The 22,532-nt window shown below is 49.6% G+C and carries 21 protein-coding genes; 15 read left to right on the forward strand and 6 right to left on the reverse strand.

The window, feature by feature from the left end; all coding sequences use genetic code 11:
• Positions 1-71 precede the first annotated feature (71 nt).
• From CSQ88_RS05595 to CSQ88_RS05625, 5 genes are all read left to right on the forward strand, one after another.
• A complete protein-coding gene (locus CSQ88_RS05595; RefSeq protein WP_180273542.1) occupies positions 72-1,067 on the forward strand; it encodes a TRAP transporter substrate-binding protein in 996 nt (331 codons plus the stop codon).
• Positions 1,068-1,946: 879 nt separating this feature from the next.
• Positions 1,947-2,549: a TRAP transporter small permease gene (locus CSQ88_RS05610; protein ID WP_099397125.1), complete on the forward strand. Its 603-nt coding sequence runs from the start codon at positions 1,947-1,949 to the stop codon at positions 2,547-2,549.
• Entirely contained in the window at positions 2,546-3,919 is a 1,374-nt protein-coding gene (locus CSQ88_RS05615; RefSeq protein ID WP_099397126.1) for a TRAP transporter large permease, read from the forward strand. Before CSQ88_RS05610 ends, CSQ88_RS05615 begins: the two co-directional genes overlap by 4 nt.
• 198 nt (positions 3,920-4,117) lie before the next feature.
• Positions 4,118-5,413, forward strand: coding sequence for a histidinol dehydrogenase (gene hisD, locus CSQ88_RS05620; RefSeq protein WP_180273543.1), 1,296 nt, complete (start codon positions 4,118-4,120; stop codon positions 5,411-5,413).
• A gap of 576 nt (positions 5,414-5,989) precedes the next feature.
• On the forward strand, positions 5,990-6,772 hold the full coding sequence (locus CSQ88_RS05625; RefSeq protein WP_099397127.1) for a LuxR C-terminal-related transcriptional regulator: 783 nt from the start codon (positions 5,990-5,992) through the stop codon (positions 6,770-6,772).
• A 96-nt stretch (positions 6,773-6,868) separates the two neighbouring features.
• On the opposite strand, the gene CSQ88_RS05630 is transcribed toward CSQ88_RS05625, so the two are convergent.
• The 6 genes from CSQ88_RS05630 to CSQ88_RS05655 all read right to left on the reverse strand — a co-directional run bounded on the left by CSQ88_RS05630 (position 6,869) and on the right by CSQ88_RS05655 (position 16,519).
• Positions 6,869-9,079: a carbohydrate-binding protein gene (locus CSQ88_RS05630; RefSeq protein WP_099397128.1), complete on the reverse strand. Its 2,211-nt coding sequence runs from the start codon at positions 9,077-9,079 to the stop codon at positions 6,869-6,871.
• A 236-nt stretch (positions 9,080-9,315) separates the two neighbouring features.
• Complete coding sequence (locus CSQ88_RS05635) at positions 9,316-10,929, reverse strand: glycoside hydrolase family 3 protein (protein WP_099397129.1); 1,614 nt, start codon at positions 10,927-10,929, stop codon at positions 9,316-9,318.
• A 231-nt stretch (positions 10,930-11,160) separates the two neighbouring features.
• Entirely contained in the window at positions 11,161-12,141 is a 981-nt protein-coding gene (locus CSQ88_RS05640; RefSeq protein ID WP_099397130.1) for an ABC transporter permease, read from the reverse strand.
• 126 nt (positions 12,142-12,267) lie between these two features.
• A complete protein-coding gene (locus tag CSQ88_RS05645; RefSeq protein WP_099397131.1) occupies positions 12,268-13,749 on the reverse strand; it encodes a sugar ABC transporter ATP-binding protein in 1,482 nt (493 codons plus the stop codon).
• A gap of 152 nt (positions 13,750-13,901) precedes the next feature.
• Positions 13,902-14,963 (reverse strand): substrate-binding domain-containing protein, encoded by a 1,062-nt coding sequence (locus tag CSQ88_RS05650; protein ID WP_099397132.1) that lies wholly within the window; start codon positions 14,961-14,963, stop codon positions 13,902-13,904.
• Between the two features lie 281 nt (positions 14,964-15,244).
• Positions 15,245-16,519 carry an ABC transporter substrate-binding protein gene (locus CSQ88_RS05655; RefSeq protein WP_180273544.1) on the reverse strand — a complete coding sequence of 425 codons (1,275 nt, stop codon included), beginning with the start codon at positions 16,517-16,519 and terminating at the stop codon, positions 15,245-15,247.
• 378 nt (positions 16,520-16,897) lie between these two features.
• On the opposite strand from CSQ88_RS05655, the gene CSQ88_RS05660 reads away from it, so the two are divergent.
• From CSQ88_RS05660 to CSQ88_RS05710, 10 genes are all read left to right on the forward strand, one after another.
• Positions 16,898-17,230 carry a TfoX/Sxy family protein gene (locus CSQ88_RS05660; protein ID WP_099397134.1) on the forward strand — a complete coding sequence of 111 codons (333 nt, stop codon included), beginning with the start codon at positions 16,898-16,900 and terminating at the stop codon, positions 17,228-17,230.
• Positions 17,231-17,413: 183 nt separating this feature from the next.
• Entirely contained in the window at positions 17,414-18,007 is a 594-nt protein-coding gene (gene hisB / locus CSQ88_RS05665; protein ID WP_180273545.1) for an imidazoleglycerol-phosphate dehydratase HisB, read from the forward strand.
• Between the two features lie 17 nt (positions 18,008-18,024).
• Positions 18,025-18,462, forward strand: a complete 438-nt coding sequence (locus CSQ88_RS05670; protein WP_143449424.1) for a surface-adhesin E family protein — start codon at positions 18,025-18,027, stop codon at positions 18,460-18,462.
• A 7-nt stretch (positions 18,463-18,469) separates the two neighbouring features.
• Positions 18,470-19,111: an imidazole glycerol phosphate synthase subunit HisH gene (hisH, locus tag CSQ88_RS05675; protein ID WP_099397136.1), complete on the forward strand. Its 642-nt coding sequence runs from the start codon at positions 18,470-18,472 to the stop codon at positions 19,109-19,111.
• 223 nt (positions 19,112-19,334) lie between these two features.
• Positions 19,335-20,075, forward strand: coding sequence for a 1-(5-phosphoribosyl)-5-[(5-phosphoribosylamino)methylideneamino]imidazole-4-carboxamide isomerase (gene hisA, locus CSQ88_RS05685; RefSeq protein WP_099397138.1), 741 nt, complete (start codon positions 19,335-19,337; stop codon positions 20,073-20,075).
• Between the two features lie 66 nt (positions 20,076-20,141).
• A complete protein-coding gene (locus tag CSQ88_RS05690) occupies positions 20,142-20,480 on the forward strand; it encodes a hypothetical protein (RefSeq protein ID WP_099397139.1) in 339 nt (112 codons plus the stop codon).
• A 21-nt stretch (positions 20,481-20,501) separates the two neighbouring features.
• Positions 20,502-21,275, forward strand: coding sequence for an imidazole glycerol phosphate synthase subunit HisF (gene hisF / locus CSQ88_RS05695; RefSeq protein WP_099397140.1), 774 nt, complete (start codon positions 20,502-20,504; stop codon positions 21,273-21,275).
• Positions 21,272-21,670, forward strand: coding sequence for a phosphoribosyl-AMP cyclohydrolase (gene hisI / locus CSQ88_RS05700; RefSeq protein ID WP_099397141.1), 399 nt, complete (start codon positions 21,272-21,274; stop codon positions 21,668-21,670). Before hisF ends, hisI begins: the two co-directional genes overlap by 4 nt.
• Before the next feature lie 159 nt (positions 21,671-21,829).
• Positions 21,830-22,156 carry a phosphoribosyl-ATP diphosphatase gene (locus tag CSQ88_RS05705; protein WP_099397142.1) on the forward strand — a complete coding sequence of 109 codons (327 nt, stop codon included), beginning with the start codon at positions 21,830-21,832 and terminating at the stop codon, positions 22,154-22,156.
• A gap of 1 nt (position 22,157) precedes the next feature.
• On the forward strand, positions 22,158-22,514 hold the full coding sequence (locus tag CSQ88_RS05710; protein ID WP_099397143.1) for a histidine triad nucleotide-binding protein: 357 nt from the start codon (positions 22,158-22,160) through the stop codon (positions 22,512-22,514).
• The last annotated feature ends 18 nt before the right edge of the window (positions 22,515-22,532 follow it).

Here is a 22,532-nt window from a genome sequence, read left to right on the forward strand (position 1 = left end):
ACAACCACAATTGAAAGCGCATTCTGACTGATCAACAATCATCTATACATTCAACAGCTTTGGAGATTGTAATGCGTACTTTACTAGCAGCCATTCTGGCTCTTACTGTCACTTCTTCCTTCGCGGCCGAAGCGCCGATCGTGATCAAGTTCAGCCACGTTGTTGCCGTGGACACCCCTAAGGGCAAAGCTGCTGAATACTTTAAAAAAATCGCCGAAGAGCGCACCAAGGGCCGGGTTAAGGTAGAAGTTTATCCAAATAGCCAGCTTTACAAAGACAAAGAAGAAATGGAAGCCCTGCAGCTGGGCGCAGTACAAATGCTGGCCCCCAGCCTAGCTAAATTTGGCCCGCTAGGTGTTAAAGAATTCGAGATATTCGATCTGCCGTATATTTTTGACAGCTACGCCGAAGTCGATAAGGTCATGAAAGGCCCAATCGGAGCCAAGCTGTTTACCAAGCTGGAAAGCAAGGGTATTAAAGCGCTGGGCTTCTGGGAAAACGGCTTTAAAAACTTCTCCAGCAACAAACCCATCCGCACGCCAGACGATCTGCGCGGCATGAAAGTACGGATTCAATCTTCGAAAGTGCTGGACGAAGAAATGCGTGCCGTGGGTGCCCTGCCACAGGTTATGGCCTTTTCTGAGGTTTACCAGGCACTACAAACCGGTGTAGTAGACGGCACCGAGCTGGAGCCATCCAACCTTTACACCAGCAAAGCCTTTGAAGTACAAAAGCACCTCACCCTCACCAACCACGGCTTCCTTGGCTATGCCGTAATCGTCAACAAAACCTTCTGGGAAGGCCTGCCTGCCGACATTCGCGCCACGCTCACCACGGCAATGAATGACTCATCCAATTACGCCAACCAGATTGCCAAGCAAGAGACCGACAAAGCCCTGGCCGCCATCAAAGCCAGCGGCAAAACCACCATCTACACCCCAACCGCCGCCGAGCGCGCAGCCTTTCGCAAAGCCCTCATCCCCGTCCACCAAAAAATGGCCTCCCGCTTCGGCCAGGACTTGCTGACCGAGATTTATAAAGAGACGGCTTTTAAGCCGGTTGAGTAAAGGGATTTGAAGGAAGGCAAGGTGCCTATGCGCTAACGCGTGGGCATTAAAACTTATCCCCTACAACTTCTGCTTAGGGCAAGAGCTAAGGACTGGGTTCAAATTTAACAGCCAAATATTTCGTCATTCCCGCGCAGGCGGGAATCCAGTGGCACTGCTAGATCCCCAATAAAAACACTCGGGGATGACGGTGGTTTTATTTCGGGAAATTATTTCGTGCCAGAGCCTAGGGTCTGTTGACGTTTCATTCACGGCTGCGTTGGCTGCAGTTTTGGGGCTGAACAAGGCAAAAATTGCGACATGGCACGAGTACCATTAGCGATTTTTAACGATGTGCAGCCCCAAAAATGCAGTCAACCCGAAGGGCTGAGCCGGAAAACGGCCATTCACTGCGTTATGCTCCTCGACAATAACCAGTTATTGCCTTCGTCGCATGCCTTGTGCTTGGCCGTTTTCCGGCTCAGCGCAATTGTGAATGAAACGTCAACAGACCCTAAGCAATTTGATTTTGCATTAGTAAACAACAAGACGATGACCTCGCTCGCGAGCATTGGGCTTAAATCCCCCTTGAAACACGCCGAGCGAGGAATGATTAGCTCGGGGTTTCGGTAAAGGGGTAGCGAGGCAGCGAGCGCGCAGCCTTTGCCGCCGAGCTAATTATCCGCAGTGAGGGGCCTTCGTGTTTCGTGGGGTCGCCTTCTTTCGCTTCCTTTCTTGGCGAAGCAAGAAAGGAAGGCCCCCGCGGTGGCTACCGCTCCTAAATCACCGTGCCGTAGGGCACTAAACAAACTTTTTAGAACTGCAGCGGCGGGTTTTAGCCGCCCTACGAGGGGCCACTCGCCCCTCTTACAAGCCCCCACCGTCCCTTCGGAGACTTTCATGAAAATACTCGATCACCTGGAAGAGTGGCTCATTGCCTCGCTGATGGCGGTGGCGACGCTGGTGATTTTTATCGCCGTGCTCCACCGCTACGCCTCCGGAGCCCATCTGCCCATCATCCAAAACTGGTTGCTCAGCATCAATCTTTCTTGGGCTCAAGAGCTGTGCATTATTTTATTTGTTTGGATGGCAAAATTTGGCGCGGCCTATGGGGTGCGTACCGGCATTCACGTCGGAGTCGATGTAATGATTAACCGGCTAGAGCCTAAGTATCGCACCGCCTTTGTCATGATTGGCCTGCTTGCTGGCGCATTATTTACCGGTATTGTGGCGGTGCTTGGCACGCAGTTTGTGTGGGGAAATGGCGCGCATTATGCATTTAGCCATGCTTTTGGTATGGCAATGGGCAATCTCTACGAAGGCCCAACCACCCCAGATTTAGAGTGGCCCACTTGGATGGTTTACAGCGCCATTCCACTAGGCACCAGCCTGATGTGTTTCCGGTTTTTACAAGTTGCCACCACCTTTATGCGTACCGGCGAGCTGCCTCACCACGATGTAGCCCACGTTGAAGGCTTAGAAGAAGAAGGAAAAGCAGTATGAGCACCATTCCCGCACCAGAAACGCACTGGTCAATCAAAATACCCGCCTTGGTATTTGGTTCTTTAGCAATTATCGCCATCGTTGGCGGCAAAAAAGCCGTAGTGTTCTGCCTGCTGCTGGCGCTGATGGCCACCGGCATGCCAATCTCTATTGCGCTGGGGCTAACCGTACTCACCTTCTTATTCACCATGACCAATGTGCCTATCGAATCGGTGGCGCTGAAATTGTTCACGGGGATTGAAAAGTTTGAAATTATGGCCATTCCCTTTTTTATTCTGGCCGGTAATTTCTTAACCCACGGTGGGGTTGCCCGCCGCATGATCGATTTTGCCACCAGCATGGTGGGCCACTTTCACGGTGGCTTGGGCCTTGCAGGTGTGCTGGCCTGTGCACTCTTTGCTGCGGTTTCTGGCTCCAGCCCGGCCACGGTAGTGGCGATTGGTTCCATCCTCTTGCCCGCCATGATTAAGCAGGGGTTTCCACGTCAGTTTGGTGCAGGGGTGATTACTACAGCAGGCGCTTTGGGGATTTTGATTCCGCCATCCATTGCCATGGTGATGTTCTCGGTGGCCACCAATACCTCGGTTGGCGCGCTGTTTATGGCAGGGGTTGTGCCCGGCCTGATGCTGGCGTTTTTTCTGGGGCTGACCACCTGGTGGCGCGCACGCAAATTTGGCTATCCCCGCATGCCCAAGGCCACAGCGGGCGAGCGCTGGAGCGCATTTCGCCGCTCGGTTTGGGGGCTAATGCTCATCGTACTGGTACTGGGCGGGATCTACACCGGCGTGTTTACCCCAACCGAAGCCGCGGCCATTGCCGCCGTGTACGCTTTTATCATCGCCGTGTTTGTCTACCGCGATTTACCGCTCAGCCGCGTGCCTAAAGTGCTGCTCGATTCCGCCAGCATGAGCGCCATGCTGCTCTACATCATTACCAATGCGGTCTTATTCTCATTTGTAATGACCAACGAAGGCATTCCACAAGCCATGGCCGACTGGCTACTGGGCATGGGCCTTGGCCCAATTACCTTCTTGCTGGCAGTGAATATTCTACTGCTCTTAGCAGGCAATGTGATGGAGCCATCGTCCATTATTCTGATCATGGCCCCTATCCTGTTCCCGGTGGCAGTTAAGCTGGGGATTGATCCGATTCACTTTGGGATTTTGATCACGGTGAATATGGAAGTCGGTATGTGCCATCCACCAGTAGGGCTCAATCTTTATGTGGCATCCGGCATTACCAAGATGGGGATTACCGAACTCACCATTGCCGTGTGGCCATGGCTGCTGACCATGCTGGGCTTTTTGCTGCTGGTCACTTATGTACCTGCTATCTCTCTCTGGCTGCCAAGAGCGATGGGAATGATGTAGTCCCGCCCCCAGCGGCATGGATAGCGGCAGCAGCTAAACCAATAAACTTTCTACAATCATTCACATGCGGCGTAATACGTCTGGAAAAACACCCAGACTGATTACGCCCTACTGAACTCATTTCATACCGCCTTTGATTTCATGTTAGCCAAGTCGACTTGGGTATAATCATCCCACGATAGATTTTTGGACCCTGCCATGTTGCGTCGCCTTGATTCTCGTTCTGCTGATTTTCAATCACAACTCGCCGCCCTGCTGGCTTTTGAAACCTCGCAAGATCCGGATGTGGATGCCCGGGTTGCGGCCATTCTCGACGATGTAAAAGCACGCGGCGATGCGGCGGTGGTGGAATACACCCAGCGCTTTGACGGCGTGGCAGCGCAAACCATGGCTGAGCTGGAGCTGAGCCAGGCCGAGCTGAAAGCCGCATTCGAGCGCCTGCCCGATGTGCAGAGAGAAGCGCTCGTCGCCGCAGCAGAGCGGGTACGCAAATATCACGAACACCAAAAAATGGCTTCATGGCAATACACCGATGAAGATGGCACGGTGCTGGGCCAGCAGGTCACGGCACTCGACAGAGTAGGGATTTACGTACCTGGCGGCAAGGCCAGCTATCCATCCTCTGTATTAATGAATGCCATTCCTGCCCATGTGGCCGGTGTAGCCGAAATCATCATGGTGGTGCCCACACCGCGTGGTGAGCGCAACGATCTGGTGCTGGCCGCGGCCTTCGTGGCCGGTGTAAGCCGGGCATTCTGTATTGGCGGCGCGCAAGCCGTGGGCGCGCTGGCTTTTGGCACCGAAACCGTGCCTGCTGTGGATAAAATCACCGGCCCCGGCAACGCCTATGTAGCCGCCGCCAAGCGCCGTGTATTTGGTGTGGTAGGCATCGATATGGTGGCTGGCCCATCAGAGATTTTAGTGATTTGCGATGGCACAACAGACCCGGATTGGATTGCGATGGATTTATTCAGCCAGGCCGAGCACGATGAAATCGCCCAAGCGATTCTGCTTTGCCCGGATGAAGACTTCATCCAGCAAGTCGCCGCCAGCATCGAAAAACTCCTCCCCACCATGCCACGCATGGATATTATTCGCGCGTCCCTCACCGGCCGAGGCGCTTTAATCAAGGTAAAAGATCTGCACGAAGCCTGCGAAATTGCCAATTATATTGCGCCGGAACATCTGGAATTATCCATCGCTACCCCAGAAGTCTACCTGGCTGAGCTGCGTCACGCGGGTGCGATCTTTATGGGCAAGTTCACCAGCGAGTCTTTAGGCGATTATTGCGCCGGACCAAACCACGTCCTCCCCACCGCCCGCACCGCCCGCTTCGCCAGCCCGCTGGGCGTTTACGACTTCCAAAAACGCACGAGCATCATCCAGGTTTCAGAAGCCGGCAGCCAAAAACTAGGCCGCATCGCCAGTACCCTCGCCCACGGAGAAGGCCTCACCGCCCATGCACGATCGGCGGAGTATCGTTTGAAGGATTGATCAGTGCGCAAGCTACGGCGAGAAACCCGCCGTAGCTTGAGGCTTAAAACCCAAATTTTGAAACACTTCGGCACCAGAGAACGCGGAGTTTCACGGAGAAAAGAGGACTTTAAATGAAGTCCTTTTCTTTGGTTTTAAGTAGTTTCAAAATGAATAATCTGAATTTTAATCACCACTCATAGCACAGGGCTTCAATATCCCCTTGAAACACGCCGTAGCGAGGAACAAGCGGGGCGGGGTTTCGGCAAGGGAGCGAGGAACGAGCCAATCCCGCCCGCCGCCGACTCGATTGTCCGCAGCGCAGGGGCTTTCGTGTTTCGTGGGGCGGCCTTCTTTGCTTCCTTTCTTGGCCGTTCAAGAAAGGGAGTCCCCCGCGGGGATGCCGCACCAAAATCAACGTGCCGAAGGCACTAAAAAGATCTTTTCGATTTACTCGACGCTGATGAAATACAGCCCACCACACAAAAACTCAACCCATCCCCCCGCAACGCAACATTCAATCCCCCCATACCACAACAGCTAAGCTAAAATGAATCTCACCAATGTCCTAAGCCTTAATCACTTTCAAGCTAAAGAATGACCTCTGACCAGACTAAACAATTAATTGAACAACTTGAAATGAAAATCAGCTCATTTCAATATGTGCTCGCCTATCGCAATATCTTTGTGATTAGCTTTTTCAGCTCAGGTGAGATTCTGGATCATAATTATCCTTCGCATGAAACCGCTACCCAACTTGATCATTTCAGTTTTCTGATCGGACAGGATAATCTGGCCGCGATTAAAGCGCTGATTAAAACCTCGGTTAGCGGAGCAGACGGCTGGAAGTTTTTTAACCGCGATTTAAAGCTGCATTTATTTCGCGTTAACCAAACCTTATGGCATATCGAGGTTGGCTCTTTAGAAGAAGAAAACGACGCTCATTATCCTAATCCGGATTTCGCTAAGTTTTACAGCCTAACTGAAACACTGACCGAATTCAGAGAATGGCAAGATAGCGGCGAAATTGATGAAGTACTAGAGCGTATCCGCAGCCAGCATCTGCCACAAATCAGACAGGTAAAAGCTACGATCTCAGACCCTATTTTAATTATGTGCCTCGATTTAATCGAAGGCATTGTGGCTTCCGCTGTCAATGATAATGGCGATATTGATACCAGCCTGTATGCCCTGCTCACGCCCTCCGAAGTGCAAGTCGCCAAGTTTATTAAAGTAGGCATGTCGACTAAAGAAATTGCACAGAGCTTAAGCGTGGCCTCTAAAACAGTTGAAAATCATAGAAATAGTTTAAGAAGCAAATTGGGCATTACCAATAAAGGCATTAATCTGCGCAATTATTTAATTAGCTTATCCACTTAATCAATTTCCAGTATGAGTAATCTCATTACATTTTCGTAAAAAAAGCCCTGCCATCAAAATGGCAGGGCTTTTTACTTACTGGTCAGCAGCTATGGCTTATTGGCAAGCAGCGCCTTTAGTCCATACATCGTTTGTGCCTGGCTCATTGCCTTGTGTCCACCATTTATTGGTGTACTCAAAGCCTTTGTGTGAAACCTTGGTACCACCAGCGGCATAAACTGTTGTTGCAGACCATGCAGCTGCAGCGCAAGTATTTGAGCTGCCTTGTTCAAAACTAACGGCAACACTGCGTGGGCCAGTTACATTTACCAGGGTAAATGAGCTGCTGATGGCTTGTGCTGCGCCATCTACAGTAATGCTCTTAATTTTGTAGCCAGTATTCGGTGTGATAGTGAAAACCTGATTGGTTTTTTCACGCACTTGCACCACGCCAGATGGTGCAATCACACCGCCAGTGCCAGCCGAAGCCGTTACCGGGAAGTAAACTGCAGTTGATGGATCATCAATCTTCATATCGCTGTAATTGCCGGTTACGCCGTAGAAATTCTTAGCCGACAGATCAGAGATCTTAGTATTGAGTAAACGCAGCGCCTTCGTATCCCCGCCATTAGAAGCCGGATTTAAAGTCAGCACCACATCGGCCCCCTCTTGCTTCAGAGCTAAAGCGCTAAAGTTGTAAGCAAATGCAGCTAAATTAACCGTGGTATTGGCAGCTTTAAAGTAATCCACGCTTTTTGCCTTGCCCCAGCCCCATGTGGTTGGGTTCAGCAGTACGGTGAACTCCAGCGAAGAATAGCTGCCGCTCATATTGCTGAACATATCTGAGGATACTTGTGCAGCTGTTACGCCAGGCAATTCGATCCATGAGTATATGCCACCGTCCGCAGCTTGGGTACCAATAAACAAACTGCCGTTGTCCTGGAATATTTTCAGGTGCTTAAAGCCAAGGCCAGAAGTACCCTGAATCTGATCCAGAGCCGGGTTAAAACCAGTTGCGGTTTGCTTGCCCGACCATGCCAGCTTGTACACAGCAGAAACAACAATCACTGCTGATGGATTAGCCTTTACAGCGGCAGCGGAAACTTTTTCAAGCAAAACAGACTGCCCGGCAAACTGCAGCAATGCACCACCTGCGCTGTCTGTTACCGCTAAAGAAGCCAGCGGGTTAGAGCCAGTCCAGTTGCGTAATACAATTTTATCTTTACCCACTACAAAATCTTTTACTGTGGTTGTGCCGCCAGGGAACTGGCTGAGATAAATCGTGTTTTTGCCGCCACCGGTATAAACCGTGTCATTACCCTGCCCTGCAGATAAAACCTCATCCAGCGGGCCGCCACTAATGGTGTCATCGTTTGGCGTATCAATTTGCGTATCGTAATTACCAAATTTATCGATATATGTTGTTACGCAAGTACCTTGCTCATCGCAGGCTACTTTATTGGTGATCAATAAATCAGCCGCCCCCCAGGCACCGCCTAAGTGAGCTGCAGCCAATAAACCGGACATAGTGGCTTTAATGGTAATTGGATTGCCATTTTCATCTTTACCTGGCCAAGATTTAGCCAAGGCCTGTGCCCAGGTGATATTGGCAGCGGCCAGCTTTTCTGACATCACGCCATAGTTAAAGCGCATGGCATCACGAATCACATACTCTTGCTTGGCTGGATTTTTTAAATCAGCAAAGCTGTTCACGCCATTACGGCCAGAGAAAGTGCCTTCCCAGCGATTATTATGTGTACCACGTACTTTATTACCGCCAGAACCAGGAATTTCAATTGTGGCTTCAGTAACACCATTTGCCCATGTTGAATCAGGCGCGAAAATATAGAATTTATCCAGATTTTCTGTCGCTGAAACATACTTCACCGGAGAGTAATAACCGGTATCAATCATTAATGCTTCGCCAAGCTGATAACCAATAAAACCCCATGCATTTAAAGAGCTGTATTGCATAGTTTTAAACATTGCAGCCTGATCTGCTGCATTTGGATTGTAAATAGTATTAAGACCCAGCTTAGTAAAGTACTGATTAACTGTTGTAGGCTCAATAATCAAACTACCGGTAGACGGATCACGCACCGGCACGCCAGGAGTAACAACTTTGGCATAGCGCAGAATCGGTGAATTAAAATTCTGTTTATAAAAATCAGCTTTAGCCGGATCAATACCGGATTCAAAAGCACGCATATTATCAAGGAAGTCCTGGAAAGATCCCTTAGTTGCAGCAGGCGCGGCAATCGCAGCCATAGGCATAGAAACTAATAAACCAGCTAAAATGGTTAAGCGGTGTTTCATTGAATTTTTCATTCGTCTCTCTCAATTGTTTAGGATAAATGCCGTTTAAAAAGCAAATTCTTTTATATTTTTTGAAAAATCTAATACGCAAATCCAAAACCAGGTCTATTTAATTTCTACACCTCCTTTTATTAAAAATTAAAAATCAAACCAAAGCCGCACTTATCAATCAGCCATTCCCGCAGCCCTTTTTCATCCAGCATAAAAAAGCCGGATCTGCGCGGGAATAGCATTACTGAATCAAACAATCAAACGCTCAGGCAAACCTGCGCCGCAGCCCGCGCGCTGCATTCACGGCTGCCATAAGCGCAAACATGGCCAGCCAGTTCAGGCACAGACTCATAGGCATTACGCAAACCGATCACCACCAATTGCTCGCCGAATTTGGCGGCAAGTTCAGCTACCAGTGCTTTTGATGCCGCTTGCTTAAAATCTTCACCAGGCAGCGGGTAGTTTTCGATAACGGCCAGAACCAGCTGATCCGCCGCAACTTTTACCTCAGCAAGCCATGTTTTAGCCTCGGTGTAATCCAGAATACTCAGCCTCTCTTCAGGCAGAAGGGTGCTGATTTCTGCAGCAAAATAATCAAAAGCAGGCGTCGCCTGATTCGGGCCAATACCGCGCGGATTCACCAGATTGGCGTAATCGGCCAATGGCGTGGTTTGCAAAACGAATACGTGTTTATCCGCCTGAACCGGCAGATTACGTGCCGGGTCGGCCAGGATTTGTACAGCAGATTGGGCGGCAGCCTGCTCTACCTTGCGATTGGCCACCTGATTAAACTCACGGAACAGCGGCATACCCACCAAACGCGCCAGCTTAAAGGCCACAACGCGCTCTACAATCTGATTCAGCTCGGCTTCCGGCATACGGCCGTCTTCTACCGCGCTGACAATGGCACCAATCATGGCCAGCTGGTTTTCAAGGTAGTTATCGTTGTGATCGTAGTGCTCTTCAGAGAGCATCATCATGTCGATACCGGCTTTAAACGCAATAATGGCAGCTTCTACCGGCGGGAAATTACGGCGAATCGCGCCCATATTCATGCTGTCGGAAATCACAATGCCTTTGAAGCCCAGCTTCTCACGCAAGACATCCTGCAAAATGGCCCTCGATAAAGTAGCCGGATAAACCGGATCGATCTGCGGGTAGCAGATATGCGAAGTCATCATCAGCTCTACCCGCGCATCAATCGCAGCTTTAAACGGGGCAAGGTCTTCCACCATCAGCGTGGCCAGCGATTTATCGACCACAGGGATTTCACGGTGCGTGTCACCCGTAGTATCACCATGGCCGGGGAAATGCTTGGCGCAAACTACAATTCCACCATCGTGAGCGCCATGCACCGCCGCCCCCACTTGTACCGCCACCTGTGCAGGCACTTCACCAAAGGCACGGGTATCAATAATCGGTGAATTAGGTTTCAAATTAACGTCAGCGCATGGGCCAAGCACACAATTAAACCCGGCCGAGCGCATTTCAATACCGAATACGCTATACATTTGCGCACTGAGGGCTGGATTATCGGCACTGCCCAAGGCCAGATTGCCCGGCCCGGTTGTGGATTCAGGAGTAAGCACACTCCATGCACCTTCCTGATCCACGCCCAAGAGCATAGGTACGGCATCTGCCCGCTGATTCACAATGGCGGCCATGGCCTGGGTGAGCTGACGTGCCTCGGCAAAAGTAGCAGCATTGTCCTGGCTCAGATAACAACCACCTAAGTTGTAGCGCTCGATCAAAGGGCGGGCGGCTTCGGCATCTTTGCCAGGGAAGGCCAGAATAAACAATTGCCCCACTTTTTCTTCCAAAGACCAGCCGCTTATTTTTTGTGCAGCCTGGCTGCGAAACGATTCAAACATACTAAAACTCCATTTTTAAGCAATAAGGGGCCACAGGCCGTGTAAAACACGGTCTGGCTATAAATAATGGTTGGCTAAGTCTTAAAAGGACCTGCTTCTGTAAACCCAGAGCACAGAAATCTATTGGTTTTCTCTGTGGAACTCCGTGTCCTCTGTGTTCTCTGTGGTTCAAGATTTGGGTTTTTACGAGATCACGCGTGGGCACAAGGGCGTGCCCACCCTACATATGCTTTAGCGCTTTTTCTTACGTAAATTGCCCATGGTTAGCGTGACGGCGAAGATGATGATCAGGCCACGGAAAATCATTTGCTGATCCACATTCAGGCCCATCAGCACCAGCCCGTTATTCACCATGCCCATAATCAGCGCGCCGATAATGGAGCCCATCACCGTGCCCTTGCCGCCAAACAGGCTGGTGCCACCAATAATCACCGCAGCCACCACCATCATCAAATCATTTTCACCCAGGGTGTAGCGGGCACTTTGCAGGCGGCCTGCATATAAAACACCAGCTAGTGCAGCAAGTGCAGCGTTTAATACCAACACATACAGCTTGATGCGATTAACGTTAATCCCCGAATACATCGCAGCGATTTTATTGCCGCCGCTGGCCAGCACTTCTTTACCAAAAGCGGTACGGCGCAATAAAACATGGCCCAGTACGGCAATCAGCACCATCCAGATAAACAGCACCGAAACCGGGCCAATATCGCCAGAACCAAACACAAATACAAAAGTTTCGTTCTCTACCGGAATCGATTGCAGGGCGGTAATCCAGCGCGTCACCCCTGTGATAATCCCCGCCATACCGAGCGTCACCAGAAAGGATGGAATACCGACTTTAGCTACAAACAAGCCATTAATCAGTCCACACAAAGAGCCTGCAAGTAAGGCTCCCAGCACCGCCCAGCCCATGCCATAAGGCATCAGCATGGCCGCGGTTACAGCAGACAGCGCCACAATTGCACCAAAAGACAGATCAATTTCTGCGGCAGATAAAACAAACGTCATGCCCACGGCCATGATGGAAATCATGGCGGTCTGGCGGGCAATATTCATGAGATTACCCGCTTCTAAAAAGCCTTTGTCGTGCAGGGTAATTGAGAAAAATATAAAAATACCGATGAAAACCAGATAAATAACCGAGCTTTTCCAGTCTGTCTGGCGGGCAGGCACAACTGCTGCGTCCGCTTTATTTGCCGTGATGTCCATACCATCCCTCTTAGATTTAGGAATTAGATTTTTTCTGATTTGCACATGAGCATGTTGGGTTACGCCGATTTATCCGCCTAAAACCGCGAATATACCGCCTAACCCAACCTACGTGATTACTGATCCCTACTGCACCGCAGCCAGCAAACGCTCTTCTGTCTGGCCTTCTTGAATCAGCCCGGCAATCCGTCCTTTATTCACGATATATGTGCTGTCGCAAAAGCTGGCGATTTCGCTGTATTCGCTGGAAACAAAAATCACGGCATTTCCCTGCGCCGCGTATTCATTCACGATGCGCATAATTTCGTACTTGGAGCTCAGATCAATACCAAAAGTAGGATCATCCAGTAGCATGACACGGGCATTGGTGCTCATACATTTGCCAATGACTACTTTTTGCTGATTGCCACCTGATAAAAATCTCACCACCTGATCCGGCCCGCTGGTTTTAATATGCAGACGTTTGATCAGGCTTTCGACTAATTCCCTGCCACGCCCCTCATCCAGCAGTAAGGGAGACGACAATTTATCAAACAAAGACATTAGCATATTGTCAGCAACACTAAAATCTAAAACCAAGCCCTGGCTGCGCCTGTCTTCTGGCACAAGATTAATACCCAGCTTAATCGCGTCATTCGGGTTTTTAATTTTCACGCTCTGACCAGAGAGTAAAATCTGCCCAGATTCGATGGCATCGAGGCCAAAAATCGCTTCTAAGATCTCGGTACGGCCACTGCCAAGCAAGCCCGCCAGGCCAACCACCTGCCCCGGGTACACCTTGAAAGACACGTCTTCCAGTACCGAAGTCACTACATTACGCAGCTCCAGCAGCGGTGTTTGCTCAGTATCCACGGCCACGCGCTGCCAGTTTTCATTGGCATTACGATGGTGGCCCAGCATATCAGCAACCAATTCTTCGATATTGGTGGTGATCACCGGGCTGCTGCGTACCAGAAAGCCATCACGCAGCACGCTGACCGAATCACAAATCTTAAAAATATCGCGCAAATAATGGGTGATATAGATAATCGAAACGCCTTGCGACTTCAGCGTGTTCACCACGGTAAACAGCTTTTCAATTTCTTTATCAGATAAAGACGCGGTAGGCTCATCCAGAATCAAAACCCTGGCGTTTTGCGAAATGGCTTTGGCAATTTCGATAAACTGCTGCTGCCCCATCGTCAGCTCACCCACACTCTGCCATGGGTCCAGAGCAATGCCCATTTTTTCCAGCACCGCCAGAGTGGCCTGCTCCATGGCGCGGTGATCAACTAGGCCGCCCCTGCCCAGCCAATTGCCCATAAAGATGTTTTCGGCCACGCTCATGGTCGCAACGAGGCTCAGATCCTGATAAACCATCACGATTCCGGCCTCCCGTGCATCGCGCGGAGACTGGAAATCAACTGGCTGACCAAACAAAGACAGCTCGCCCGCATCGCGCTGATAATAGCCATTAAGCAGCTTCATCAGCGTTGATTTACCTGCACCGTTCTGGCCAACTATCGCATGCACCTCACCCTGCCTGAGGGTGAAATCAATGCCTTTTAATACGGCATTGCCATCAAACGCTTTAGTCAGCCCTCGTGCTTGAATTGCAGCTTCATTCATTGAGATGAAATCCCTATTGCCTGGCGGGTTTTACCCGTCTTACAAGGCTGCACAAAAACCCCTGAAACACAGAGCGCACTCACAGCACACCACCTGCTGTAAACCATCCGCTCTGTGTTTAGATAATCAAGGTTTGTATCAGCCGCTCTGTATTATTTTTTTGCTGCCAGCGCTTTCACAACGGCATCAGGCGGCTGGCGGAATAATGCTTTATTCCACTGTGCAGCCAGATTGCCTGAAGTCACCTTGATGGCGTCAACGGTCACAAAAGCGGGGGTAGGTTTATTGATCAGGGACATCGCGCCCATAGTGGCCAGGGTTTTACCCATATCGTAAGGCAGATCGCTCACAATCCCAGCCACATTGCCGCCCTTCACCATATCCAGCGCATTGGCCGCGCCCAAATCCATAGTGATCACTTTGACGTCTTTACGGCCAGCGGTGCGTACTGCCGCAGTCACGCCTTCGGCAATCGCATCCCATGGTGCGTAAATGGCTTTTACAGATGGGTTTTGCGTTAGAATCGCCGAAGCAATCACTTCGCCGTCATTTGGATTAGCAATGCCTTTATCGGCTACCACTTTGATATTTGGATAACGCGCCAGCACCGCCTTCACTGCGCTGTCACGCTGATTGGTGACATAGTAATTCGCCGCATGATGCATCACGGCCACATCACCCTTGCTGCCAATACTGTCTGCCATCAGCTCGGCAGCGGCCTTACCCATCCCGAATAAATCATCAGTCACAATGCCTGCGTAATCTTTACCAGCCTTAAAGCCCTGCGGTGCATTGCTGATAAACACCAGCTTCACGCCCTGCTGAGTCGCTTGCTTGAACGCTACAGCGCCTGACACGGGATCAATTACCAGTGAAATAATAATATTGGGTTTCAGCGCCAGAACGGTTTCGAGATCAGTACGCTGTTTTTTAGGATCCATTTCTGCATCGGTAACAGCCACAACTTTAATACCCAATTCATCAAATACTTTCCTGGCGCCCGCAATCAAAGCAGTCGAAAAATCCGACGTGGTATGCATCAGAATCGCCGCTTTGTAATCCTTACCCTTCAGCTGGGCCACATCCTGAGCTGCCAGTTTTACCTGGGTGTAAGACGTTGGCGTTTCACCATTTGGCCCTACGGTATGATCCACGGCCGCAAAGGCATTGGTACAGAACAGGGCAAGCAGCAGACCTTTTAAACTAGCACGCATTTTTCAACCTCTTGATGTGGGTATTCATGGGTGTAGTATAGGTGTTTTGTAGGTGTCGTCAATCAATTGGCATGAAAAACACAATATTTTGTTGGTATTCGTTCCCAGACTACATTTTCTTTTTTGAGTGGTAAACAAAGCACGTCATTGAATCTTTTATTCCAGAATTTAAACCCGCCACCTTAGACAAAAACAATATATAAAAAAATTCCCCTGCCGGAGCAGGGGAATAAAATGCCGATTACCCGGCAGAGGAAAACTACAGGGGAAACTTTATTAAATTACTTTGCTGCAATACGATCATTCCATTTTTTAGCCGCTGCATCCAAAGCCGCTTTTGCTGACTTACGGCCTTCAATCGCAGCTTGCACTTCGTCATTGAACTCTTTGCTCATCGTTGTTGCATCTGGCATCAGCGCTGCTGGCAATGTCAGCGTACGTGCAGCACCCATCGATTTAGCAACCGTTGCACGTGCAACAGCTACCGGATCGCCACCCTCTGCACCTGAGGAGAAGAAGTCGCTTTCAGCGGCTTTACGGGCAGACGGGAAGGTTGTGCCAGTCGCTTTAGAGAAGCCTAATTGCTGCTCGCTGTTGGTCAGGAACAAGCCCAGTTTTGCAGCAGCTTCCGGGTTTTTGTAACCTTTAGGCTGTACAAAAGACATCAACCAGGAACCCAGTACCAATTTACCTTCGTCCTGAGGGAAGGCCATAATGGCTGTTTTTTCGTAAGCTACTTTACTGCTGTCAGCCAGTTTGCCTAATGCGGTTGGTGCAGTTGTCATCATCGCAAGTTTACCTGCGCTGTAACCCGCAATTTCTTGCTCAAATTCAAGACGGAAGCTGTCTTTTGGCAATACGCCTTTCTTGTACATATCGGCAAATGTTTCAACTGCCTTGATGTGCTTAGGGCTGTTAAATACAGCTTTGCCATTAGCAAAAATTGGCAGGCCCATGTATTGGAACCAAGGGATCATGCCGCCGTCGCCGCTCTTTGTTGCCAGCTTAGGCGAGAATGCAGCCACGCCGGTTTTAGCCGTAATGGTGCGGGCAGTGGCTACAAATTCTGCAAAGTTTTTTGGATTTGATTTAATGCCGCTCTTTGCCAACAATTCTTTGTTATAAGCAATAACCGATGCAGCATTGTAGAAAGGATAGCCATAGATCTTGCCGTTAACGGTCAGATCTTGCAAAGCGCCAGCCTGGTATTCTGCTTTGTTTTTGCCGATCAGTGCATCCAGTGGTTGCAGCAAATCTTTCTGAGCAAATTCATGCGTCCACGGCGTATTAAAGTTAACCAGCGCCGGAGGATTACCCGCAGCAATGGCAGAAATCAGCTTAGGCTGAATCTGATCCCAGTTCATATCAACCCAAACGGCTTCCAGCTCTGGATTTGCTTTATTGAAGCGCTGAACAGCATCGTTCCAGTATGGAGCAAACTTAGTAACGTTAAATGTCCAGAATTCAACTTTCGTTGTATCTGCGGCATGAGCAAATGTGGAAGACAACATTGCTGCAAGTAGTAATGGACGGACTAACTTAAAGCGCTTTGACATGACTCTCTCTCCGGACTTATGAAGTGGGTTTTCAAACCCCACCATTTTTGGAATACGACGTTTTTTTACTCGACTGACAATCAGACATTTATTAAAAAACATCTATTTCAATTTTTTATTTAGTAAAAAATTGAATTTAAAAGCACTCAAGCAGCAAGCTGAATATATCGCGAGATAATGTATCTCAATCACTGAAAACGGCGCATATAAAGCACTTTGCTTAGGTGATTGAAAGCAAAATGTAGGCATTTTGTAGGTGCAAGTCAAGACATAGGCATATTCGTTGTATTTTTGGCATAAACCGAGCATCTACGCGGATGTAGCTTCAGCGCCACAAACTACATAAAGTGCTTTTAATTCAAATAACTGAGATAAAAAATGCCAAAAAAAAATGAATTTGTAGAATTCCTGCTGGAACAACTGGCTCCGCTGGGCTCATTGCGGGCGAAAGCCATGTTTGGCGGCCACGGGATTTACTGCGATGAGATTTTCTTTGCCATCGTGGCCGGCGACATCCTGTATATCAAGGCAGACGAGCAATCAAAGGCTGAATTTACCTGCCTTGGCCTCATTCCTTTCAGCTACAGCAAAAAAGACGGCTCAGTACAAAGTATGGCGTACTACCCACTGCCTGAAGAGGCACTGGAAGAAGCAGAAAGCATGATGTTCTGGGCCAGAAAAGGGATTGCTGCCGCCCTGCGTAAGCGCTGATTACAGAAAAACCATGCCGCTTTTAATGCGTGTAAACACTTAAGACTTCACGAAAAAGTCATTCTCGTAGACAATTGAAGACGAATGCACTGCCTTCAAAATGAGCAGCCAGTCATAATGAACGGAAGTGTTTCTTAACCAGACTGCCATTTTTTGAATTGCCCCTTGATCGAGATTATCGAAATGCGTCAGATTACTGTTAGCCGTAATACGCTGGAAACCCAGATTACCGTCACACTCAATCTTGATGGAACGGGGGTATCTAAATTTGATACCGGCGTGCCTTTTTTTGAGCACATGCTCGATCAGGTCGCACGCCACGGCTTATTTGATATCGAAATCAAAGCAGTGGGCGATTTGCATATTGATGCCCACCACACAGTAGAAGACGTTGGCATCACCCTGGGGCAAGCTTTTGCCCAGGCCGTTGGTGATAAAAAAGGCATCCGCCGTTACGGCCACAGCTATGTACCGCTGGATGAAGCCCTTAGCCGCGTCGTAGTCGATTTATCCGGCCGCCCCAGTCTGGAATACAACGTGCCCTACACCCGCGCCATGATCGGCGGCTTTGACGTTGATTTATTCGGCGAATTCTTCCGTGGTTTTATCAATCACGCCGCCATCAGCCTGCATATTGATAATCTGAAAGGGCAAAATGCCCACCACCAGGCCGAAACCGTATTCAAAGCCTTAGGCCGCGCGCTGCGTATGGCAGTAGAGCATGATGAGCGCATGGCGGGCATTACCCCTTCAACCAAAGGTACACTGGTCGGCTGATGCCAAGGCTCATCGCTGTGCTCTGGCTCTTATTTGCCAGCCCCGCATATGCTGAACAATGGCTGCAATGGGCGCAGGACAGCGATTCCAGCAGCTGGATCGATACAGACTCGGTGATTGAGCGGCGCAACCATGTTTATTTCCGCTATCAGTGGCGCTATTTAAAAGCTCAAACCAGCCCCGATGGCGATTACGATAAGCGCCAGACCAGCGCCGCTGTGGATTGCGGGGCCAGACGCAGCGCCAGCTTCAAGCACCAGTTATGGCTACAGGACAAGCCCGTTGCCGAACTTGCCGGCCATGATTTCATCACACAAAATCTGGCTGGTACCGTACATGCTGTTGCTTGCCTGATTGCAGAGCAGAAAAAACGTGGCACAGCCTTGCAACTGTGTCAGTATCAGGCAGATATCAATCACCCGATCTGTGGCGATGCAGCCCTGATCCAACACTGAAAACAACATGAAAATTGCTGTCGTCGATTATGGAATGGGTAATTTACGCTCGGTTACCAAAGCTTTAGAGCATGTCGCCGGTGATCATGCACAGATTGTGCTGACTGCAGACCCAGCCATCGTGGCTACCGCCGATAAAGTCGTCTTCCCCGGCCAGGGCGCCATGCCCGATTGTATGAAAGAGCTGACCGAACGCGGTTTAAAACAAGCCGTACTTGATGCCACCCGGGAAAAACCCTTTCTGGGGATTTGCGTCGGTGCACAGCTTTTATTTGAGCACAGCGAAGAAGGTGATACCGCAGGCCTTGGCGTTTTTAAAGGCAATGTAGTGCGCTTTCCCAAAGATAAAATGTCTGACGCCCTGGGCCAGAAATTAAAAGTGCCGCATATGGGCTGGAATGAAATGTTTAAAGTGCATGATCATCCGCTTTGGGCAGGTATCAGCGATGCGGAGCGCTTTTATTTTGTGCACAGCTATCATTTTCAGCCTCATGACAATATCACCGTCTTAGAAAGCTGCTATCCATATCGCTTTGCAGCGGCGGTAGCAAGGGATAATATCTTTGCTATTCAATGCCATCCTGAAAAAAGTCATCAAGCTGGTCTAAGCTTATTAAAGAATTTTGTAAACTGGAATGGCAATACCTAAAAGGCAACAGTATGAAAACGCTTTGGATCAGTTGCTTTAAAGCACTACAAACAAGCTTGCTTATGACCGGTATTTTCAGCGTAATCACCGTTAGTTTAGCCAGCAACTATTCTTTTGACACGCATTCATGCCTTATTTTCTTTAGCTTTATGCTGATCTTTAATTTTTTAGTTCAAGCAAAAAACAACTTTTTTTCACACACAAAACAAAACCTGACTCCATCATGCTAATCATCCCTGCAATCGACTTAAAAGACGGCCAATGTGTTCGCCTGCGCCAAGGTGAAATGAGCGACGCCACTGTGTTTTCTGACGACCCGGCCAGCTTTGTAAGCCACTGGCTGGGCCAGGGCGCCCGCCGCATGCATCTGGTCGATCTCAATGGTGCATTTGCTGGCAAACCAAAGAATTTGGGTGCAGTAAAAAGTATTCTTAAAGCGATTGATGGCGAAGTGCCCGTACAATTAGGCGGCGGCATCCGCAGCTTAGAAACCATCGAAATGTATCTGGATGCGGGTATCGATTACGTCATTATCGGCACCGCCGCCATCAAACAGCCCGGCTTTTTGCATGAAGCATGTGATGCATTCCCAGGCCAGATTATTGTGGGGCTGGATGCAAAAGACGGCTTTGTAGCCACCGATGGCTGGGCCAAAATTACCGATCTGAATGTAATCGATCTGGCCAAACGCTTTGAAGGCTATGGCGTGGAAAGCGTGATTTACACCGATATCGGCCGCGATGGCATGTTATCTGGGGTGAATATCGAAGCCACAGTTAAGCTGGCCCAAGCGCTCACGATTCCCGTAATTGCCTCAGGCGGGCTCACTAATCTGGACGACGTCAGAAAACTGGCCGAAGTGGAGTCAGAAGGAATCGAAGGAGTCATTACCGGCCGTGCCATTTACGAAGGCACGATAGACTTTAAAGCGGCGCAAGAACTGGCCGACGAATTGTCTAATTAAAGTAAATCAGAAAAACGATGGCAACGCGCTCCGTTTTTCTAATGCACTTAAGACAGCGGGGTGCCCATGTCACAGCCTGAATGGTTTGATTGGGCACAAAGCGAGCGCAAAATTGGCGACTACCTGCAAGAGCAGGATCCCATCCTTTTTGCAGCGGTTTGCCAGTTACTCTTTGATTGTGATCCGATGATGATCCCGCTGGTGATGGAGCCTCAGGGCTATGCACCTGAAGTGGGCAGCATTTTGCGCATATTGCCGCAGTGCCAGTCCGAAGAAGACGTAAGAGAAGTACTGCACAACGTCTTTGTCCAATGGTTCAGCCCTGAATTTGCGGGTGGCCTTGGGCAATATAGCGAGGCGGCAAATAAGCTATGGGCACTCTGGACCAGCCAGCAATCCGAATAAGCCCTCTTCTGAAGAAAACCTATGTCTCTTGCTAAACGAATTATCCCCTGTCTCGATGTGACTGCTGGCCGTGTTGTAAAAGGTATTAACTTTGTAGGCCTGCGCGATGCGGGCGACCCGGTTGAAATTGCCAAAAGATACGATGCTCAGGGCGCAGACGAAATCACCTTTTTAGATATCACCGCCTCATCTGATCAGCGCGATATTATTTTGCACGTCATTGAAGAAGTGGCAGCCCAGGTTTTTATTCCGCTGACCGTGGGTGGCGGGGTGCGCGTGGTAGATGATGTCCGCCGCCTGCTCAATGCCGGTGCCGATAAAGTCAGCATCAACACCACAGCAGTAACTAACCCGCAAATGGTGAAAGACGCTGCAGACCGTTTTGGCAGCCAGGCCATTGTAGTGGCCATCGACGCCAAGCAGGTCAGCCTGCCGGGCGAGCCATTACGCTGGGAAGTATTTACCCATGGCGGCCGCACCGCCACAGGGCTGGACGCCATTGAATGGGCAACCCGTATGCAAATGCTGGGCGCGGGTGAAATTTTACTCACCAGCATGGACAGAGACGGCACCAAAATCGGCTTTAATCTGCCGCTCACCCGTGCAGTCAGCGATGCGGTAGATATCCCCGTCATTGCTTCGGGCGGCGTCGGCAATGTACAGCATCTGGTTGATGGCGTTATTCAGGGCCACGCCGATGCCGTGCTGGCGGCAAGCATTTTTCACTTTGGCGAATACACCATACGTCAGGCCAAAGAAGCCATGCGGGCAGCGGGGATTGAGGTGCGCTTATGAGCTGGCTGGACGAAATCAAATGGGATGAAAAAGGCCTTGTACCCGTCATTGCTCAGGATAAAGACAGCGGCCGGGTGCTGATGTTTGCCTACGCCAACCGCGAAGCCGTGGCGCTTACTGCCGAAAAAAACACCGCCCATTACTGGACCCGCTCCAGACAAAAACTCTGGCATAAGGGTGAAGAATCAGGGCACTTTCAAAAAGTATCGGCCATTCAGTTTGATTGCGATGGAGATGTGCTGATTTACCAGATCGAGCAAGTGGGCGGCATTGCCTGCCACACTGGCCGTAAAAGCTGTTTTTTCCGGACGCTGGTCAATCAGGAATGGCAAATCACGGATGAAGTGATCAAAGATCCGGCCGATATTTATACTCACGGTCACACCCACCCCTAATGACCGCCACAATCATTGTCTTCTTAAGCCTTAGGTTTAAAAGTACGGACCGCTTGAGAAAAAGAATAGACAATCCGCAAGATTTCCGAAGAATCGCCACGTACTTGTAACCTAATGGCAATATAATCGGGTTCTGAATCGAATCAGGGATATAGATCAATGGTTTCCGCAGACATTCTGGAACGCTTATCAACCACACTGGCCAGCAGGCATGGCGCAGATCCGTCAAGCTCTTATGTTGCCAAACTGTTTCATAAAGGCACTGACGAAATCTTGAAAAAGGTGGGTGAAGAGGCTGTTGAAACAATTATGGCGGCCAAAGATGGCGATAAGCTGCATCTTGTCCGCGAAATCGCTGATCTGTGGTTCCATACTTTGGTGTTGCTTGAGCATGTCGGCCTGAGCCACGAAGACGTGCTGGCAGAATTAGCACGCCGCGAAGGTATTTCTGGCATAGACGAAAAGAATTCCCGTAAGGAGCAATAAAGTGAGTGACTGCCTTTTTTGTAAAATTGCAGCGGGTGAAATCCCGGCTAAGAAAATATATGAAGACGATGAAGTGATCGCCTTTCATGATATTCACCCTGTCGCCCCGGTTCATTTTTTATTGGTCCCTAAAACACATCTGGATTCTTTGGCCCATGCCGAAGCTCAGCATCAGGCCCTGCTTGGCAAAATGATGCTGCTGACCTCAAAACTGGCAGCAGAGCAGGGTTTGAGCGATGGCTATCGCACCATTATTAATACAGGGCATGGTGGCGGACAGACTTTCTTCCATCTTCATATGCATATTATTGGCGGCAAGCCGCTATCAACTAACATTTCAGAAATCAGCACGCAATAAGCGCGCTATCAGGAGATT

This window comes from Iodobacter sp. BJB302, from assembly GCF_002735645.1.
Classification (GTDB): Bacteria; Pseudomonadota; Gammaproteobacteria; order Burkholderiales; family Chitinibacteraceae; genus Iodobacter.

Excerpts from the sequence above, each read along its gene's own strand:
- CSQ88_RS05650 (WP_099397132.1), bottom strand. The coding sequence starts at position 14,963 with ATGCGTGCTAGTTTAAAAGGTCTGCTGCTTGCCCTGTTCTGTACCAAT.
- CSQ88_RS05655 (WP_180273544.1), bottom strand. The coding sequence starts at position 16,519 with ATGTCAAAGCGCTTTAAGTTAGTCCGTCCATTACTACTTGCAGCAATG.
- CSQ88_RS05645 (WP_099397131.1), bottom strand. The coding sequence starts at position 13,749 with ATGAATGAAGCTGCAATTCAAGCACGAGGGCTGACTAAAGCGTTTGAT.
- CSQ88_RS05660 (WP_099397134.1), top strand. The coding sequence starts at position 16,898 with ATGCCAAAAAAAAATGAATTTGTAGAATTCCTGCTGGAACAACTGGCT.
- CSQ88_RS05635 (WP_099397129.1), bottom strand. The coding sequence starts at position 10,929 with ATGTTTGAATCGTTTCGCAGCCAGGCTGCACAAAAAATAAGCGGCTGG.
- hisH (WP_099397136.1), top strand. The coding sequence starts at position 18,470 with ATGAAAATTGCTGTCGTCGATTATGGAATGGGTAATTTACGCTCGGTT.
- CSQ88_RS05615 (WP_099397126.1), top strand. The coding sequence starts at position 2,546 with ATGAGCACCATTCCCGCACCAGAAACGCACTGGTCAATCAAAATACCC.
- hisF (WP_099397140.1), top strand. The coding sequence starts at position 20,502 with ATGTCTCTTGCTAAACGAATTATCCCCTGTCTCGATGTGACTGCTGGC.
- hisB (WP_180273545.1), top strand. The coding sequence starts at position 17,414 with ATGCGTCAGATTACTGTTAGCCGTAATACGCTGGAAACCCAGATTACC.
- CSQ88_RS05625 (WP_099397127.1), top strand. The coding sequence starts at position 5,990 with ATGACCTCTGACCAGACTAAACAATTAATTGAACAACTTGAAATGAAA.
- hisD (WP_180273543.1), top strand. The coding sequence starts at position 4,118 with ATGTTGCGTCGCCTTGATTCTCGTTCTGCTGATTTTCAATCACAACTC.
- CSQ88_RS05690 (WP_099397139.1), top strand. The coding sequence starts at position 20,142 with ATGTCACAGCCTGAATGGTTTGATTGGGCACAAAGCGAGCGCAAAATT.
- hisI (WP_099397141.1), top strand. The coding sequence starts at position 21,272 with ATGAGCTGGCTGGACGAAATCAAATGGGATGAAAAAGGCCTTGTACCC.
- CSQ88_RS05610 (WP_099397125.1), top strand. The coding sequence starts at position 1,947 with ATGAAAATACTCGATCACCTGGAAGAGTGGCTCATTGCCTCGCTGATG.
- CSQ88_RS05630 (WP_099397128.1), bottom strand. The coding sequence starts at position 9,079 with ATGAAAAATTCAATGAAACACCGCTTAACCATTTTAGCTGGTTTATTA.
- hisA (WP_099397138.1), top strand. The coding sequence starts at position 19,335 with ATGCTAATCATCCCTGCAATCGACTTAAAAGACGGCCAATGTGTTCGC.
- CSQ88_RS05640 (WP_099397130.1), bottom strand. The coding sequence starts at position 12,141 with ATGGACATCACGGCAAATAAAGCGGACGCAGCAGTTGTGCCTGCCCGC.
- CSQ88_RS05595 (WP_180273542.1), top strand. The coding sequence starts at position 72 with ATGCGTACTTTACTAGCAGCCATTCTGGCTCTTACTGTCACTTCTTCC.
- CSQ88_RS05705 (WP_099397142.1), top strand. The coding sequence starts at position 21,830 with ATGGTTTCCGCAGACATTCTGGAACGCTTATCAACCACACTGGCCAGC.